The 13,960-nt window shown below is 61.0% G+C and carries 12 protein-coding genes; 5 read left to right on the plus strand and 7 right to left on the minus strand.

What is annotated here, in order from left to right; translation table 11 throughout:
* Nucleotides 1-341: 341 nt before the first annotated feature.
* A complete protein-coding gene (locus tag BLR20_RS27940; RefSeq protein ID WP_054992707.1) occupies nucleotides 342-1,661 on the minus strand; it encodes a sigma-54 interaction domain-containing protein in 1,320 nt (439 codons plus the stop codon).
* A gap of 266 nt (nucleotides 1,662-1,927) precedes the next feature.
* On the opposite strand from BLR20_RS27940, the gene BLR20_RS26130 reads away from it, so the two are divergent.
* Genes BLR20_RS26130 through BLR20_RS26140 form a run of 3 tightly spaced genes read left to right on the plus strand, consistent with a single transcriptional unit; the run spans nucleotide 1,928 to nucleotide 4,898 of the window.
* Nucleotides 1,928-2,812 (plus strand): MBL fold metallo-hydrolase, encoded by an 885-nt coding sequence (locus BLR20_RS26130; RefSeq protein WP_054992708.1) that lies wholly within the window; start codon nucleotides 1,928-1,930, stop codon nucleotides 2,810-2,812.
* Nucleotides 2,813-2,839: 27 nt separating this feature from the next.
* Nucleotides 2,840-4,093 carry an NAD(P)/FAD-dependent oxidoreductase gene (locus BLR20_RS26135; RefSeq protein WP_054992709.1) on the plus strand — a complete coding sequence of 418 codons (1,254 nt, stop codon included), beginning with the start codon at nucleotides 2,840-2,842 and terminating at the stop codon, nucleotides 4,091-4,093.
* A complete protein-coding gene (locus BLR20_RS26140; protein ID WP_010434835.1) occupies nucleotides 4,086-4,898 on the plus strand; it encodes a sulfite exporter TauE/SafE family protein in 813 nt (270 codons plus the stop codon). The genes BLR20_RS26135 and BLR20_RS26140 overlap by 8 nt, the downstream gene beginning before the upstream one ends.
* Nucleotides 4,899-5,063: 165 nt before the next feature.
* On the opposite strand, the gene BLR20_RS26145 is transcribed toward BLR20_RS26140, so the two are convergent.
* From BLR20_RS26145 to dibA, 6 genes are all read right to left on the minus strand, one after another.
* Nucleotides 5,064-6,044 carry a sulfate/molybdate ABC transporter ATP-binding protein gene (locus tag BLR20_RS26145; protein ID WP_032613494.1) on the minus strand — a complete coding sequence of 327 codons (981 nt, stop codon included), beginning with the start codon at nucleotides 6,042-6,044 and terminating at the stop codon, nucleotides 5,064-5,066.
* A gap of 2 nt (nucleotides 6,045-6,046) precedes the next feature.
* Complete coding sequence (gene cysW, locus BLR20_RS26150; RefSeq protein WP_002551394.1) at nucleotides 6,047-6,919, minus strand: sulfate ABC transporter permease subunit CysW; 873 nt, start codon at nucleotides 6,917-6,919, stop codon at nucleotides 6,047-6,049.
* A 13-nt stretch (nucleotides 6,920-6,932) separates the two neighbouring features.
* Complete coding sequence (gene cysT, locus BLR20_RS26155) at nucleotides 6,933-7,754, minus strand: sulfate ABC transporter permease subunit CysT (RefSeq protein ID WP_003401602.1); 822 nt, start codon at nucleotides 7,752-7,754, stop codon at nucleotides 6,933-6,935.
* A 94-nt stretch (nucleotides 7,755-7,848) separates the two neighbouring features.
* Nucleotides 7,849-8,859, minus strand: a complete 1,011-nt coding sequence (locus BLR20_RS26160) for a sulfate ABC transporter substrate-binding protein (protein WP_054992710.1) — start codon at nucleotides 8,857-8,859, stop codon at nucleotides 7,849-7,851.
* 152 nt (nucleotides 8,860-9,011) lie between these two features.
* Nucleotides 9,012-9,191, minus strand: coding sequence for a sulfur starvation response protein OscA (gene oscA, locus BLR20_RS26165; RefSeq protein ID WP_003367675.1), 180 nt, complete (start codon nucleotides 9,189-9,191; stop codon nucleotides 9,012-9,014).
* Between the two features lie 201 nt (nucleotides 9,192-9,392).
* Nucleotides 9,393-11,312, minus strand: a complete 1,920-nt coding sequence (dibA, locus tag BLR20_RS26170; RefSeq protein WP_032613489.1) for a phosphodiesterase DibA — start codon at nucleotides 11,310-11,312, stop codon at nucleotides 9,393-9,395.
* A gap of 153 nt (nucleotides 11,313-11,465) precedes the next feature.
* Here dibA and desA point away from each other — a divergent pair, with 153 nt between their 5' ends.
* Complete coding sequence (gene desA, locus BLR20_RS26175) at nucleotides 11,466-12,650, plus strand: delta-9 fatty acid desaturase DesA (RefSeq protein WP_032613487.1); 1,185 nt, start codon at nucleotides 11,466-11,468, stop codon at nucleotides 12,648-12,650.
* A 129-nt stretch (nucleotides 12,651-12,779) separates the two neighbouring features.
* Nucleotides 12,780-13,778, plus strand: a complete 999-nt coding sequence (locus BLR20_RS26180; RefSeq protein WP_032613485.1) for a GGDEF domain-containing protein — start codon at nucleotides 12,780-12,782, stop codon at nucleotides 13,776-13,778.
* Nucleotides 13,779-13,960: the final 182 nt, after the last annotated feature.

A 13,960-nucleotide genomic window follows, 5' to 3' on the forward strand; every position in this document is an offset into this window, starting at 1 on the left:
GAGCGTCCAGAAAGGCATGCAACGCGGAGCGCCGCACGATAGTTGCGATGATCGTTCCTCACGCTCCAGCGTGGGCATGCTGTTCTCGACGCTCTGCGTCGCAAGAGGGCGCGGAGCGTCCGGAAAGGCATGCGACGCGGAGTGCCGCACGATAGTTGCGATTATCGTTTCTCACGCTCCAGCGTGGGAATGCCGTTCGTGACGCTCTGCGTCGCAAAGAGGACGCGGAGCGTCCGGAAAGGCATACGACGCGGAGCGCCGCACGATAGTTGCGATTATCGTTCCTCACGCTCCAGCGTGGGAATGCAGTTCGTGACGCTCTGCGTCATAGTGTGCGTGCTTCAGCGCGGAATGCCGAGGGCGCGCAAACGTCGATACAGGGTGCGTTCGCTCAGCCCCAGCTCCCTGGCCAGTTCGCTGCGCGAGCCGTTGAACACTCGCAGCGCATGGGCGAGTTTCTCCAGGCCGTCGTCCTGCTGGCGGTAAGTCACGCCGCCCGCCTCGCCCTGCCCGCGTACTTCGGCGGGCAGATCCTGCGCGCGAATGATGCCGTCATCGGTAAATAAACGGGCGCGCTCGAGTACGTTGCGCAGCTCGCGAATGTTGCCGGGGTAACTGTACAAACTCAGCAGCTTCATGGCCTCGGCGTCGACACGCGGCGCGGCGCCGGGCGCAATGCGCTGCAGCAGGCTGTCGATCAGCAGCGGCAGGTCGTCGCTGCGTTCGCGCAGGGCCGGCAGGCGAATCGGAAAAGCGCTGATGCGGTAAAACAAATCCTGGCGAAAGCTGCCGTCGGCGACCATCTCCCTGAGCGGTTTGTGGGTGGCCACCACCAGCCGAAAATCCGAGTGCACCGTGCGCAAACTGCCCACCGGACGAAAACTGCCCGATTCGATCAGCCGCAGCAGCTTGACCTGCATGGCCAGCGGCACTTCGCCGATCTCATCAAGGAACAACGTTCCGCCATGAGCGGCTTCGGCCAGACCGGTCTTGCGCTGCAATGCGCCCGTGAACGCACCCTTCTCATAGCCGAACAGCTCGCTCTCCAGCAGGGTTTCGGTAAGCCCGGTGCAGTCGACCACCACCAGCGGTCCGGCGGACCTGGCGCTGCTGGCGTGCAGTGCACGCGCGAACAATTCCTTGCCGGTGCCCGACTCGCCTTGCAGCAACACCGGAATCTGCGCGGGCGCAGCACGTTGCAGAGCGCTCAGCACTTCCTTGAAAGCCGCCGAGCGCCCCACCAGTCCATGTTGCTGTGGCTGAACCGATGCCACCGCCACCGAGCTCAGCCGCTCGACATAGGCAATGACCTCACCCTGATCGTCGAGAATAGGCCGCAGCTCCACATCCACATGCTCGGGGCCGCGTGGTGTGTGGTGAATATGCAGCAGACGCTCCGGGAGTCGTGTTTCATGGGCCTTGCGCATCGGGCAATGCTCACCGGCCTGATCGCACGGCACCGCAAACTGATGCGACACCCGATAACACTTCTCGCCCACATGCGGCGTGCCTTCGACGCCGAACTGGCGCTGGTAGGCGGTGTTGGCGGCAATGATGTTGTAGTCGGTGTCGAGCACGATGGTCGGACGCAGATCGTGTTCGAGGTATGACACCAGCGACTGCATGCGACTGCCGGGAAAATCGGTGGCGATGAGGTTCATGGGTGCTCCTGAAGATTGGACGCAGCTTAACCCATCCGCCTGCCAGCTTGTGCCATCGACTGCCAAATGACTGCCAGAATGTGGCAGCCAGCGACCTGTGACAGTCCATCAGAGTGTTCTTCAGAATCACGAAGCGCCCTGTATTTATGAGGCTTAACAGGCTTTCCAGTGATTGGCATGGTTATTGAGACAGGATGGTAACGACTGCCAACCGTCCGGCCTGACCAAACGGGCCTTGAGGCGATTTACAGCCACGGGAATTGCACATGATCATCGGTGAAAAGCTCCATGTCGAAGCGCTCTTCGACACTCATACCTGGACCGTCAGCTATCTGGTGATGGACCTGCACAGCAAGCAATGTGCGCTGATCGACAGCGTGCTCGATTACGACCCCAAGTCCGGCCGCACCAGGACCGAGTCTGCCGACCGCATGATCGAACGGGCGCAGGCGCTGGGCGCCTCGGTGCAGTGGATTTTCGAAACCCACGTGCACGCCGATCACCTCTCGGCAGCGCCGTATCTGAAACAGAGGCTCGGTGGACAGATTGTCATCGGCAGCCACATCACCGCCGTGCAGGAAACCTTCGGCACGCTGTTCAACGCGCCGCCTGACTTTGCCCGCAATGGCAGCCAGTTCGATGTGCTGCTGGAAGACAACGCCTCGTTCGCCCTCGGCACGCTTCAGGTCAAGGCCATGCACACGCCCGGGCACACGCCGGCGTGCATGAGTTACCTGGTGCAGGTCGGTGACGCCACCGTCGCATTTGTCGGCGATACGCTGTTCATGCCTGATTACGGCACCGCTCGGTGCGACTTCCCGGGTGCCGATGCGCGCACGCTGTATCGCTCGATCAAGAAGTTGCTGGCCCTGCCGCCGGACACCCTGCTGTTCATGTGCCACGACTACCTGCCCAATGGCCGTGAGCTGAAGTACATGACCACGGTTGCCGAACAGCGCGCCAGCAATATCCATGTGCACGACGGGGTGGATGAAGACGCGTTCGTGGGCATGCGCGAAGCCCGTGACGCAACGCTGGACATGCCGGTGCTGATGCTGCCTTCGGTGCAGGTCAACATGCGCTGCGGGCACTTTCCCGAGCCGGAAGACAACGGCGTCGTCTACCTGAAGATCCCGCTCAATGCCCTTTGACCGCTGCCCGCCTTGGGAAACCCTGTGATGAATGCTTCTACGACAACCTGTCAGATCCTGATCGTCGGTGGCGGTGCTGCCGGTATCGCCACTGCCGCAAGCCTGCTGGCCCGCGACGCTACCCTGCAGATCACCCTGGTCGACCCCGCCGATACCCATTATTACCAGCCCGGCTGGACCATGGTCGGTGCGGGGATCTTCACGCCGCAGTCGACAGCGCGCAGCATGGCCTCGCTGATCCCCAAAGGCGTGCAGTGGATCAAGGCTGCGGTGGCGACCTTCGAGCCGCAGCACAATACGCTGACGCTGGCCGACGGCCGCGTGCTCGGTTATCAGCAGCTGGTGGTGTGCCCCGGCCTGAAGCTGGACTGGTCGGCTATCGACGGGCTGGTGGAAACGCTTGGCGCCAATGGCGTGACCTCCAACTATCGCTATGACCTGGCGCCCTATACCTGGAAGCTGGTGCAGAACCTCAAGCAGGGGCGCGCGCTGTTCACTCAGCCGCCCATGCCGATCAAGTGCGCCGGGGCGCCACAGAAGGCCATGTACCTGTCCTGCGATCACTGGTTGAAAAGCGGCCGTCTCGCGCAGATCAATACGCAGTTCTACAACGCCGGTGGCGTGCTGTTCGGTGTCGCCGACTATGTGCCGGCGCTGATGGAGTACGTCGAGCGCTACGCCATCGACCTCCGGTTCAGCCATCGGCTGGTGGCCGTCGACGGGCCTGGCAAGCGCGCGACCTTCATTCGCACGCAGGCCGATGGCAGCAGCGAGACCGTCGAGCAAAGCTTCGAAATGTTGCACGTAGTGCCGCCGCAGATTGCTCCCGACTTCATCCGCAGCAGCCCGCTGGCCGATGCCGCAGGCTGGGTGGACGTCGACCCTGCCACGCTGAAGCACCGGCAGTTCACCAATGTGCATGGTCTGGGCGATGCCACCAATACCAGCAACGCAAAGACCGCCGCAGCGGCCCGCAAGCAGGCGCCGGTGGTGGCCAACAACGTGCTGGTCGCGCTGGGTCGTCGGGGTGAGTCCTCCGTGTATGACGGTTACGGCTCGTGTCCGTTGACGGTCGAGAAAGGCCGCATCGTGCTGGCCGAATTTACCTATGGCGGCAAGGTTGCGCCGAGCTTTCCGCGCTGGCTGCTGGATGGTCGTCAGCCGACCCGGCTGGCCTGGTGGCTGAAAGCGCGAGTGCTGCCCGCTCTGTATTGGCATGGCATGCTCAAGGGCCGTGAGTGGCTGGCCAAACCGCAAAAGGCTGACGCCCGGAATGGATGAGCATCAGTTACTGGGCGTTGGCCTGGGGGCAGTCATCGGCATGGTGCTGGCGCTGACCGGCGCAGGCGGCGGCATCCTCGCTGTGCCGCTGCTGGTCTTCGGCCTGGGTCTGTCGATTGTCGAAGCCGCGCCTGTCGGTCTGTTGGCCGTCGGGCTGGCGGCGGGGATCGGTGCGGTATTGGGGCTGCGCCAGGGCATCGTCCGTTATCGCGCGGCCGGGTACATCGCGTCCGTTGGTGTGCTGATGGCGCCTCTGGGCCTGTGGCTCGCTCATCGACTGCCTAATACGCCGCTGGCCTTGGTCTTTTCGGTCGTGCTGCTTTACGCCTGTGGACGCATGTTCATCCGCGCCAGCCGCGAATTGCGCCACGGCAAGCCGGCGCCGCGCGCAGAAATCCTGCCCTGCGTGCTCAATCCGCTGCAGGGTCGTCTGCGCTGGACCATGCCGTGCCTGCGCGCACTGACGCTGACTGGTATGGGCTCCGGGTTGCTGTCCGGGTTGCTGGGGGTGGGCGGCGGGTTCGTGATCATTCCGGCGTTGACCCGCTACAGCGACCTGGACATGAAAAGTGTCGTGGCGACGTCATTGGCGGTGATCGCCCTGGTCTCGACGGGCAGTGTCATCACCGCCTCACTGAGCGGGGTGATGCACTGGGCAGTCGGCGCGCCGTTTGCGCTGGGTGCAGTCATCGGCCTGATCGTCGGCAGACAAGTTGCCCGCTACCTCGCCGGCCCACGCCTGCAACAGCTGTTCGCCGTATGCGGCATCGTCGCGGCGTTTATGCTGGCGTTGTCCGTGCGATAACAGCCAGAGGACGCAGAGCGTCCAGAAAGGCATTCCCACGCGGAGCGTGGGAACGATGAAATCGTGAGGCGACTATCGTGCCAACGCGGAGCGCGGGAACGATGGAAATCTTGAAGCGACTATCGTGCCAACGCGGAGCATGGGAACGATAGTCGGGGGGTGGGTTTAAAGCTTCTGCCAGACCTTCGGTTTGAAGAACAGCGTCTCGCCCTTGGCCAGGCCCACCAGGCTGTCGTGGTCTTTCACCACTTCGGCCTCGATCAGTTCGTTCTGCCCTTCCACTTTCAAGGTGACCCGCGTTGTCGCACCCAGCGGGCGGATGTCGCGGACTTCGGCGGCGTGGTGGTCTTCGATTTCCTGGCGGGACAGCGACACCTCATGCGGACGGAACAGCAGGTGACCTTCCTCGCCCAGGCTCAGGCGATTGGAGTCGCCGAGGAAGTGGTAGACGAAGTCGTTGGACGGGTTCTCGTACACCTCGCCCGGCGAGCCTATCTGTTCGATCACGCCCTTGTTCATCACCACAATGCGATCGGCCACTTCCATGGCCTCTTCCTGATCGTGAGTTACAAACACCGAGGTCAGGTTGATGTCTTCGTGCAGGCGTGCCAGCCAGCGACGCAGCTCCTTGCGGACCTTGGCGTCCAGCGCGCCGAACGGCTCGTCCAGCAGCAGTACCTTGGGCTCGACCGCCAGGGCGCGGGCCAGGGCAATCCGCTGGCGCTGTCCACCCGAAAGCTGCTCCGGATAACGGTCGGCCAGCCAGTCCAGCTGCACCATGTTCAGCAGCTCATGGACCTTCTCGGCGATGCGCGCTTCGTTCGGGCGCTCACGCTTGGGCTTCATGCGCAGGCCGAACGCGACGTTGTCGAACACCGTCATGTGACGGAACAGCGCGTAATGCTGGAACACGAACCCGACGTTGCGATCACGCACGTCGTGGCCGGACACATCTTCGCCATGGAACACGATGCTGCCGTCATCCGGGGTTTCCAGGCCGGCAATGATGCGCAGCAGGGTGGTCTTGCCGCAGCCTGACGGGCCCAGCAAGGCCACCAGCTCGCCACTCTGGATGTCCAGACTGATGTTGTTCAGGGCCTTGAAGGCGTTGAAGTTCTTGCTGACGTTACGGACTTCGATCGACATGATTATTCCTCCGCCGCGTTATGGCGCAGACGGTTAATGCGGGATTCGCTCCACTGCTTGAGCAGCAGGATGAACAGCGCCAGGATCAGCAACAGGCTCGCCACGGCAAAAGCGGCAACGTGGTTGTACTCGTTGTAGAGGATTTCGACGTGCAGCGGCAGGGTGTTGGTGACGCCGCGAATGTGGCCGGAAACCACCGACACCGCGCCAAACTCACCCATCGCCCGGGCCGTACACAGCACCACGCCGTAAATCAGGCCCCATTTGATGTTCGGCACCGTGACGTGCCAGAACATCTGCCAGCCATTGGCGCCCAGCAGCCGCGCGGCCTCTTCTTCCTGAGTGCCCTGCTCCTGCATCAGCGGGATCAGCTCACGCGCAACGAAGGGCACGGTGACGAATATGGTCGCCAGCACGATGCCCGGCAGGGCAAAGACGATCTGGATGTCGTGATCCTGCAACCACGGCCCGAACAGCCCCTGCGCACCGAACATCAGCACGTAGACCAGACCGGCGATGACCGGCGACACCGAGAACGGCAGGTCGATCAGCGTGACCAGAATGCTCTTGCCGCGGAACGAGTATTTGCTCACGCACCACGCGGCGCTGACGCCGAACACCAGATTGAGCGGTACCGAGATCAGCACCGCAATGACCGTCAGCTTCAGCGCCGACAGCGCGTCCGGCTCGAGGATGGCGGTAAAGAACGCGCCCAGACCGTTTTTCAGGCCCTGGGACACCACGATGAACAGCGGCAGCCCCAGAAACAGGACGAACACCAGCCAGCACAGGCCGATCAGGATACGTCGCGACACTGCGCTGCCACGACGCGCGGCGTTGGCAGAGGCGGCGGCTGAAACAGATGAATAAGACATGTTCTGCGCCTCCTCAGGATGGGGTTTCAATGCGCCGCTGCAGCAGGTTGATCAGCAGCAGCAGAATGAAGGACACCACCAGCATCATCACGCCGATAGCGGTTGCGCCGGTGTAGTCGTACTGGTCGAGTTTGACCATGATCAGCAACGGCAGGATCTCGGTTTTCATCGGCATGTTGCCGGCGATGAAAATCACCGAACCGTACTCGCCCACACCACGGGCAAACGCCAGGGCGAAGCCGGTCAGCCAGGCAGGCAGCAACGCCGGCACGAGGATATGGCGGAACACCTGCAGGGGACGGGCGCCCAGGCAGGCAGCGGCCTCTTCGACTTCGCGGGGGATGTCGGCCAGCACAGGCTGCACGGTGCGCACCACGAACGGCAGGGTGACGAAGGTCAGCGCCAGGGTGATACCCAAAGGGGTGTAGGCGATCTTGAAACCCAGATCAGCCGCGAACTGACCGACCCAGCCATTGGGTGCGTAGAGCGCTGTCAGGGCGATACCGGCCACAGCGGTCGGCAGGGCGAACGGCAGATCGATCATCGCATCGATGACCTTGCGGCCGGGGAAGGTGTAGCGCACCAGCACCCATGCCAGCAGTGTGCCGATCACACCGTTGATGAGGGCTGCGTAAAAGGCGGTGCCGAAGCTCAGCTTGAGTGCCGCGATCACGCGAGGGGCCGTGATGATGGTCCAGAACTGATCCCAGGTGAGCTGCGCGGCATGTACGAACATGGCGGCCAGCGGTATTAGCACAATCAGACTGAGGTACACCAAGGTGTAGCCCAGCGTCAGCCCGAAGCCGGGTATGACGGGGGAGATACGACGCGACATAAAAGTCCCTGGTTTCACTTGCACGAAGCCCGGACGTCAATCCGGGCTGTTTGGCCAAACCTGTGATGCCGCTCGTGCGGCATCCTCATTCGGCTTATTGCGCCTGATAAATCTGGTCGAACACGCCGCCGTCATTGAAAAACTTCGGCTGCGCAGTTTTCCAGCCACCGAAGTCTTTGTCGATGGTCACCAGATCAAGTTTCGGGAATTGCTTCTCGTACTTGGCGGCCACTTCGGCATCCCGTGGACGATAGAAGTTTTTCGCAGCAATTTCCTGACCTTCCTTGCTGTACAGGTGCTTCAGGTATTCAGTCGCGATTTCGGTGTTGCCTTTCCTCTCGGCATTCTTGTCGACCACGGCGACCGGAGGTTCGGCAAGGATCGACAGCGAAGGTACGACGATGTCGAACTTGTCCTTGCCGCCGTCTTCTTTCAGCGCCAGGAACGCTTCGTTTTCCCACGCCAGCAGCACATCACCCTGACCGTTGTTGACGAAGGTGATGGTCGAACCGCGTGCGCCGGTATCCAGAATCGGCACGTGCTTGAACAATGTCTGCACGTACTCCTTGGCCTTGGCTTCGTCACCGCCGCCCGCCTTCAGGCCGTAGGCCCAGGCTGCCAGGAAGTTCCAGCGCGCACCGCCGGAGGTTTTCGGGTTGGGGGTGATCACCGACACGCCTTCCTTGGTCAGGTCGCCCCAGTCCTTGATGCCTTTCGGGTTGCCCTTACGCACCAGAAACACGATGGTCGAGGTGTACGGCGTGCTCGCGTCCGGCAGGCGGGTCTGCCAGTTTTCGGGCAGGGTTTTGCCGAGTTTGGCGATTTCGTCGATGTCACCGGCCAGTGCCAGGGTCACCACGTCGGCGCGCAGGCCGTCGATCACGCCACGCGCCTGTTTGCCCGAGCCGCCGTGGGACTGCTTGATCTCGACTTTGTCGTCCGGGTGGGATTTTTTCCAGAAATTGACGAATTCTGCGTTGTAATCCTGATACAGCTCGCGGGTCGGATCGTAGGACACGTTGAGCAGTTCGTAATCCTTGGCGACAGCCGAACTTGCGAAAACAGCACTGGCGAGAGCAGCCAGCGCAAAACGGCGAATGGACATAGATTGAAGCTCCTGGAAATGCTGTGTGTTGGCTTTTTTGATTTCTTCTTGGCGCGTCAGAACGGCATTCGCACGGGCGCGCTGCTTTTTTTCAGGGGGGTATCAGGAGTCAGGATGAAGCCCTCCGGTTGACCAGTCGGGTGGTTGCCGCTTCAGTTCTGCTTGGCAGGGTTCTGCAAACGAAACTTTTCCTTGCGCTCGATCTGCACCACCTGTGCGTTGTGCACAGTGATTTCGACGGCACCAAAACGCAGGTCACGCAACGCACTCTGAATTTCACGCAGAATGGCTGCTTCGTCCTGACCGTCGACACTACGTAGAGATGCGCTCATTGTCTTATTCCTTGAGAAGTGAGAGGCCTGCCTGCGCGACTGGGGGCGCTGGCGTATGGCGGTAAGGCAATAATAGTGAGGTGCGGATATTCTTAAAAAGACTATTTAAGAATGCAGATATAACCAAAAAGACTTTAGAGCGGCGTGAGTCTGTCAGGGTGCATTGCACACCCTGACCCGCGTTATCAGTGAGGGGCTGAACTAGTTGAATGCAGGCGCGTGCGTCCAATCAATCGACTGCGCCGCCATGGGCCGGGCAAACCAGTAGCCCTGGCCCAACTCGCAACCGTTGCTCAACAGAAATGAAGCCTGACTGGCGTGTTCGATCCCTTCCGCCAGTACACGCATGCCCAGGCTCGAAGCCAGCGCGATGACTGTCCTTACAATCGCGATGTCATCCACGTCGCCCGGCAGCCCGGCCACGAAACCCTGGTCGATCTTGAGTTTCTGCACCGGCATGCTCTTGAGCCGCAGAAGCGATGAGTAGCCTGTGCCGAAATCATCGATGGCCAGGCTCAGGCCCAGTTCACGCAGGCGGTGCAATTGCTCGATGGCCTGTTCAGGATCCTCCATGACGGCGCTTTCAGTGACTTCCAGCTCAAGAAATGCCGGATCGAGACCGGTCTCGTTCAAGACCTTGGCCACTTGCCGATCGACATCACCACGACTGAACAGACGGCTGGACACATTGACCGCGACGGACGCAATCGAGACGCCGTCTGCCAGCCAGGCCTGCATCTGCCGACAGGCGGTATTCAATACCCAGGCATCGATATCGGCGATGAGCCCGTTCTGCTCGGCTATAGGGATGAAGTCGCCAGGCGAAACCATGCCACGGGTCGGGTGTTGCCAACGCACCAGCGCTTCGACCGCGCAGATACGCCCGCTCACCAGGTCGTAAACCGGTTGGTAGAACACCCGCAATTCGTCCTGCTCGATTGCCTGGCGCAACTCGCTGGCCAGTTGCACCCGTTGCTGGGCGTGGGCGGTCAGCTCTTCGGTGTACAGCGCAAACCCTTCGCGGCCGTCGTTCTTGGCCTTGAACAGCGCCGAATCGGCATTGCGCAACAATTGCTCGGCAGTCAGCGCATCACCGGGAAACAGGCTGATACCGATACTGGCAGTGACAAACAACTGATGTCCGGCAATGGGGTACGGCGCTTTGAAGGCGTTGATCACCTGCTGCGCGAGCGCCGCGGCATGCACCATGTGTGTACAGTTTTTAACCAGCAGCGCGAATTCGTCACCGCCCAGCCGTGCGACCGTCATGCCGCTGTCGGCCAGCGCATTGAGACGTTCGGCAGCCGCCTTGAGCACTTCGTCGCCGATGTTATGGCCAAGGCTGTCGTTGATGTTCCTGAAGTTGTCCAGGTCCACCACCAGCAGCGCACAACCTCGCCTGCTGGAGCGCGCCGAGGTCAGCGCCTGGCTGATACGATCGGTCAGCAGCAGACGATTGGGCAACTCGGTCAGCGCATCGTAATGGGCCAGTTGCGCCAGCTCCTGCTCGGAGCGTTTGATGGCCGTGATGTCGGAAAACACCGCGACAAAATGCCTGGCCTGCCCGTCTTCACCCTTGATGCTGCGGATGGTTTGCCACTGCGGATAGATCTCGCCGCTTTTACGCCGGTTCCAGATCTCTCCGCTCCACTGCCCGGCACTCTGCAGCGAGTGATACATCTGCCGATAAAACTCGGGGCCATGACGACCGGACTTGAACTTGCTGGGGTTGAAACCCAGCACCTCGTCGGCCTGATAGCCGGTGATGTCCACAAACGCACGGTTTACATGGACAATGCGCCCTTCGGCATCGCTGACCAGTACGCCCTCACGTGTGCTGTCGAACACCACCGCCGCCAACAGCAGTCGGTCATAGTCCTGTTGTTGGCGCTCGAACAGCGCTTCACCACCGATGATGGCCTTCAATCTGTCACGTGCAATGAAGATCATGACGGTGCTGAGCAACGCCCAGCCGTAACCGATCATCTGTTGTCCGACGGCCAGTCGAGCCGGATCCTTGACGAAAAAAGACAGCAGGGCGCTGCCTGTCGCGAACCACAGAATAGACAGCAGCCCATACAGAACGGCGGTTCGCAGCGCGTTACGGGAATAATCGGACATAAAAAACCGAGCCTTGCGAAAGGTCTGGATTATAAAGCAAGAAACATCCTGCGACGCTTATCTGCAAGGGTGGCTGGTTTTCTGAGCAATGTCAGTGATAATGCTGTTGCGACTTTTTTCTTCACAGGTTTTTCTACGAGGGCCAAACAGCCTATGTGGTACAACGGTTTGCTCGACCTTTCCGTGTGGCAGTTAATAGCTGTCACGCTGGTCATGACCCATATAACGATCATTGGCGTCACGGTCTATCTGCACCGCTATTCAGCCCACCGCTCACTTGAGCTCAATGCGGGTCTGAAACACTTCTTCCGCTTCTGGCTGTGGCTGACCACTGCCCAGAATACCCGCGAGTGGACAGCCATCCACCGCAAACACCACGCAAAATGCGAAACCGTCGACGACCCGCACAGCCCGGTCGTCAAGGGTCTGTCCACTGTACTGCGCAAGGGCGCGGAGCTGTACCGCGAGGAAGCGCAGAACCAGGACACCCTGCGCATCTACGGCAAGAACTGCCCGGAAGACTGGATCGAGCGCAATCTGTATTCGCGCTACAAGCTGCTGGGTATCGCCCTGATGGCGGTCATCGACGTGGCGCTGTTCGGCGCCCTCGGTATCACGGTCTGGGCCGTGCAGATGATGTGGATTCCCTTCTGGGCTGCCGGTGTGGTCAACGGTCTGGGTCATGCCGTCGGCTATCGCAACTTCGAATGCCGCGACGCGGCGACCAATCTGGTGCCGTGGGGCATCGTGATCGGCGGCGAAGAACTGCACAACAACCACCACACCTATCCCAACTCGGCCAAGCTGTCGGTCAAACCCTGGGAATTCGACATGGGCTGGGCGTGGATCAAGGTGTTCAGCTTCCTGGGTCTGGCCAAGGTCCAGCGGGTCGCGCCTATCGCCCATCGGGTCGAAGGCAAGGGCCATTTGGACATGGACACCGCGATGGCGATCCTCAACAACCGTTTCCAGATCATGGCGCAGTACCGCAAGCTGGTCATCGCCCCTCTGGTAACCCAGGAGCTGGCCAAGGCCGACGAGTCGGTGCGTCACCAGTTCCGCCGTGCCAAGCGCCTGCTGTCGCGTGAGACCAGCCTGCTCGATGACAAGCATCACCTGCGTATCCAGACCATGCTGGAACACAGCCATGCGCTGAAGGTGATCTATGAAAAGCGTCTGGCCCTGCAGCAGATCTGGGTCAAGACCAGCAGCAACGGTCACGACATGCTGTCGGCGATGAAAGAGTGGATTCACGAAGCCGAAGCCAGCGGCATTCACTCGTTGCGCGAGTTCGCCGACCAACTGAAAACCTACTCGCTACGCCCCGCCCACGCTTGAACCGTTGATCGGCGCGCCATCCCCTGGCGCGCCGGTCCCGGAACTTATCCCCTCCCTGTCTATCTCATCAACTTTCCCGCCAATCGGGATAGGGCGCCTCACTGGCCGTAAACGCTTGAGATGGTTCTTATGGAAAAGCAGCCTCCCACCTCCCTACCCGGCACGCCGATCACTGATATGCCCGCAGCCGCAGAAACCCTGTTAGCCCTGATGCACGCTCAGGCAGAAGTCGCACGCCTGAGCGAGCGCGAACAATTGTTCAGCTCGTTGCTGGTGAGCGTGAACGCTGTTCTGTGGGCGTTCGACTGGGAAACCCAGCAGATGATCTATGTCAGCCCGGCCTACGAGCGCATCTTCGGTCGTTCGGCGGGCTTGCTGCTGGCTGACTACAGCGAGTGGCGCGACAGCATCTACCCTGATGACCTGAACTACGCCGAGCGCAGCCTGAACGAGGTCATCGAGAAAGGCTCGATTGAGGACCGCGAGTACCGGATCATTCGTGCGGATGGCGAAGTGCGCTGGCTCAGCGACAAATGTTTCGTCAGTCATCGCGCCGACGCCAGCCAGCGTCTGATCGTGGTGGGCATCGCCGAAGACATCACCGAGAAGAAGCACCTCGAGGATGAACTGCAACGCCTGGCGACCACCGATGTGTTGACCCAGAGCAGCAATCGCCGGCACTTTTTCGAATGCGCCCAGCGCGAGTTCGAACTGGCTCGCCTCAATGGCACGCCGCTGGCGTTTCTGCTGCTGGACATCGATGACTTCAAGCTGGTGAACGACACCTATGGCCATCAGGAAGGCGATACCGTGCTGCAACGCATCGCCGAAAGCGGTCGTTCGGCATTGAGGCGTGGTGACCTGTTCGGGCGTATCGGTGGTGAAGAGTTCGCCGCGGTATTCCCCGGCTGCGCGCCGGACATGGCCATGCAGATCGCCGAGCGCCTGCAGCGCGAGATCCAGCGCCAGAACTTCCAGTCCGGTGGCACCACCTTCAGCATCACTGCCAGCCAGGGCCTGACCAATCTGGGCCCGGACGACCCAAGCCTCGAAACCCTCTACGGCCGCGCCGACGCCGCGATGTATCAGGCCAAGCGCCAGGGCAAGAATCAGATCGTACTGGTCTGAAATGCCTTCTCGAATGTAGAAAGCACGACTGGCCCCTTCGCGAACAAGGCGTACTGCTGCCCCTTCAGTTGGAGTACATACACCTGTGGGAGTGCGCGGTGCCCTGTAGGAGCGGACTTGTCCGCGAAGAGGGCGGTACATTCAATGCATTGACTGCGTTTGGAATATAGCCTTCGCGAACA

This window comes from Pseudomonas congelans, from assembly GCF_900103225.1.
Taxonomy (GTDB): Bacteria; Pseudomonadota; Gammaproteobacteria; order Pseudomonadales; family Pseudomonadaceae; genus Aquipseudomonas; species Aquipseudomonas congelans.

Coding starts and splice junctions, on each gene's coding strand:
- BLR20_RS26130 (WP_054992708.1), top strand. CDS start 1,928: ATGATCATCGGTGAAAAGCTCCATGTCGAAGCGCTCTTCGACACTCAT.
- desA (WP_032613487.1), top strand. CDS start 11,466: ATGTGGTACAACGGTTTGCTCGACCTTTCCGTGTGGCAGTTAATAGCT.
- BLR20_RS26180 (WP_032613485.1), top strand. CDS start 12,780: ATGGAAAAGCAGCCTCCCACCTCCCTACCCGGCACGCCGATCACTGAT.
- BLR20_RS26160 (WP_054992710.1), bottom strand. CDS start 8,859: ATGTCCATTCGCCGTTTTGCGCTGGCTGCTCTCGCCAGTGCTGTTTTC.
- BLR20_RS27940 (WP_054992707.1), bottom strand. CDS start 1,661: ATGAACCTCATCGCCACCGATTTTCCCGGCAGTCGCATGCAGTCGCTG.
- dibA (WP_032613489.1), bottom strand. CDS start 11,312: ATGTCCGATTATTCCCGTAACGCGCTGCGAACCGCCGTTCTGTATGGG.
- oscA (WP_003367675.1), bottom strand. CDS start 9,191: ATGAGCGCATCTCTACGTAGTGTCGACGGTCAGGACGAAGCAGCCATT.
- BLR20_RS26140 (WP_010434835.1), top strand. CDS start 4,086: ATGGATGAGCATCAGTTACTGGGCGTTGGCCTGGGGGCAGTCATCGGC.
- BLR20_RS26145 (WP_032613494.1), bottom strand. CDS start 6,044: ATGTCGATCGAAGTCCGTAACGTCAGCAAGAACTTCAACGCCTTCAAG.
- BLR20_RS26135 (WP_054992709.1), top strand. CDS start 2,840: ATGAATGCTTCTACGACAACCTGTCAGATCCTGATCGTCGGTGGCGGT.
- cysW (WP_002551394.1), bottom strand. CDS start 6,919: ATGTCTTATTCATCTGTTTCAGCCGCCGCCTCTGCCAACGCCGCGCGT.
- cysT (WP_003401602.1), bottom strand. CDS start 7,754: ATGTCGCGTCGTATCTCCCCCGTCATACCCGGCTTCGGGCTGACGCTG.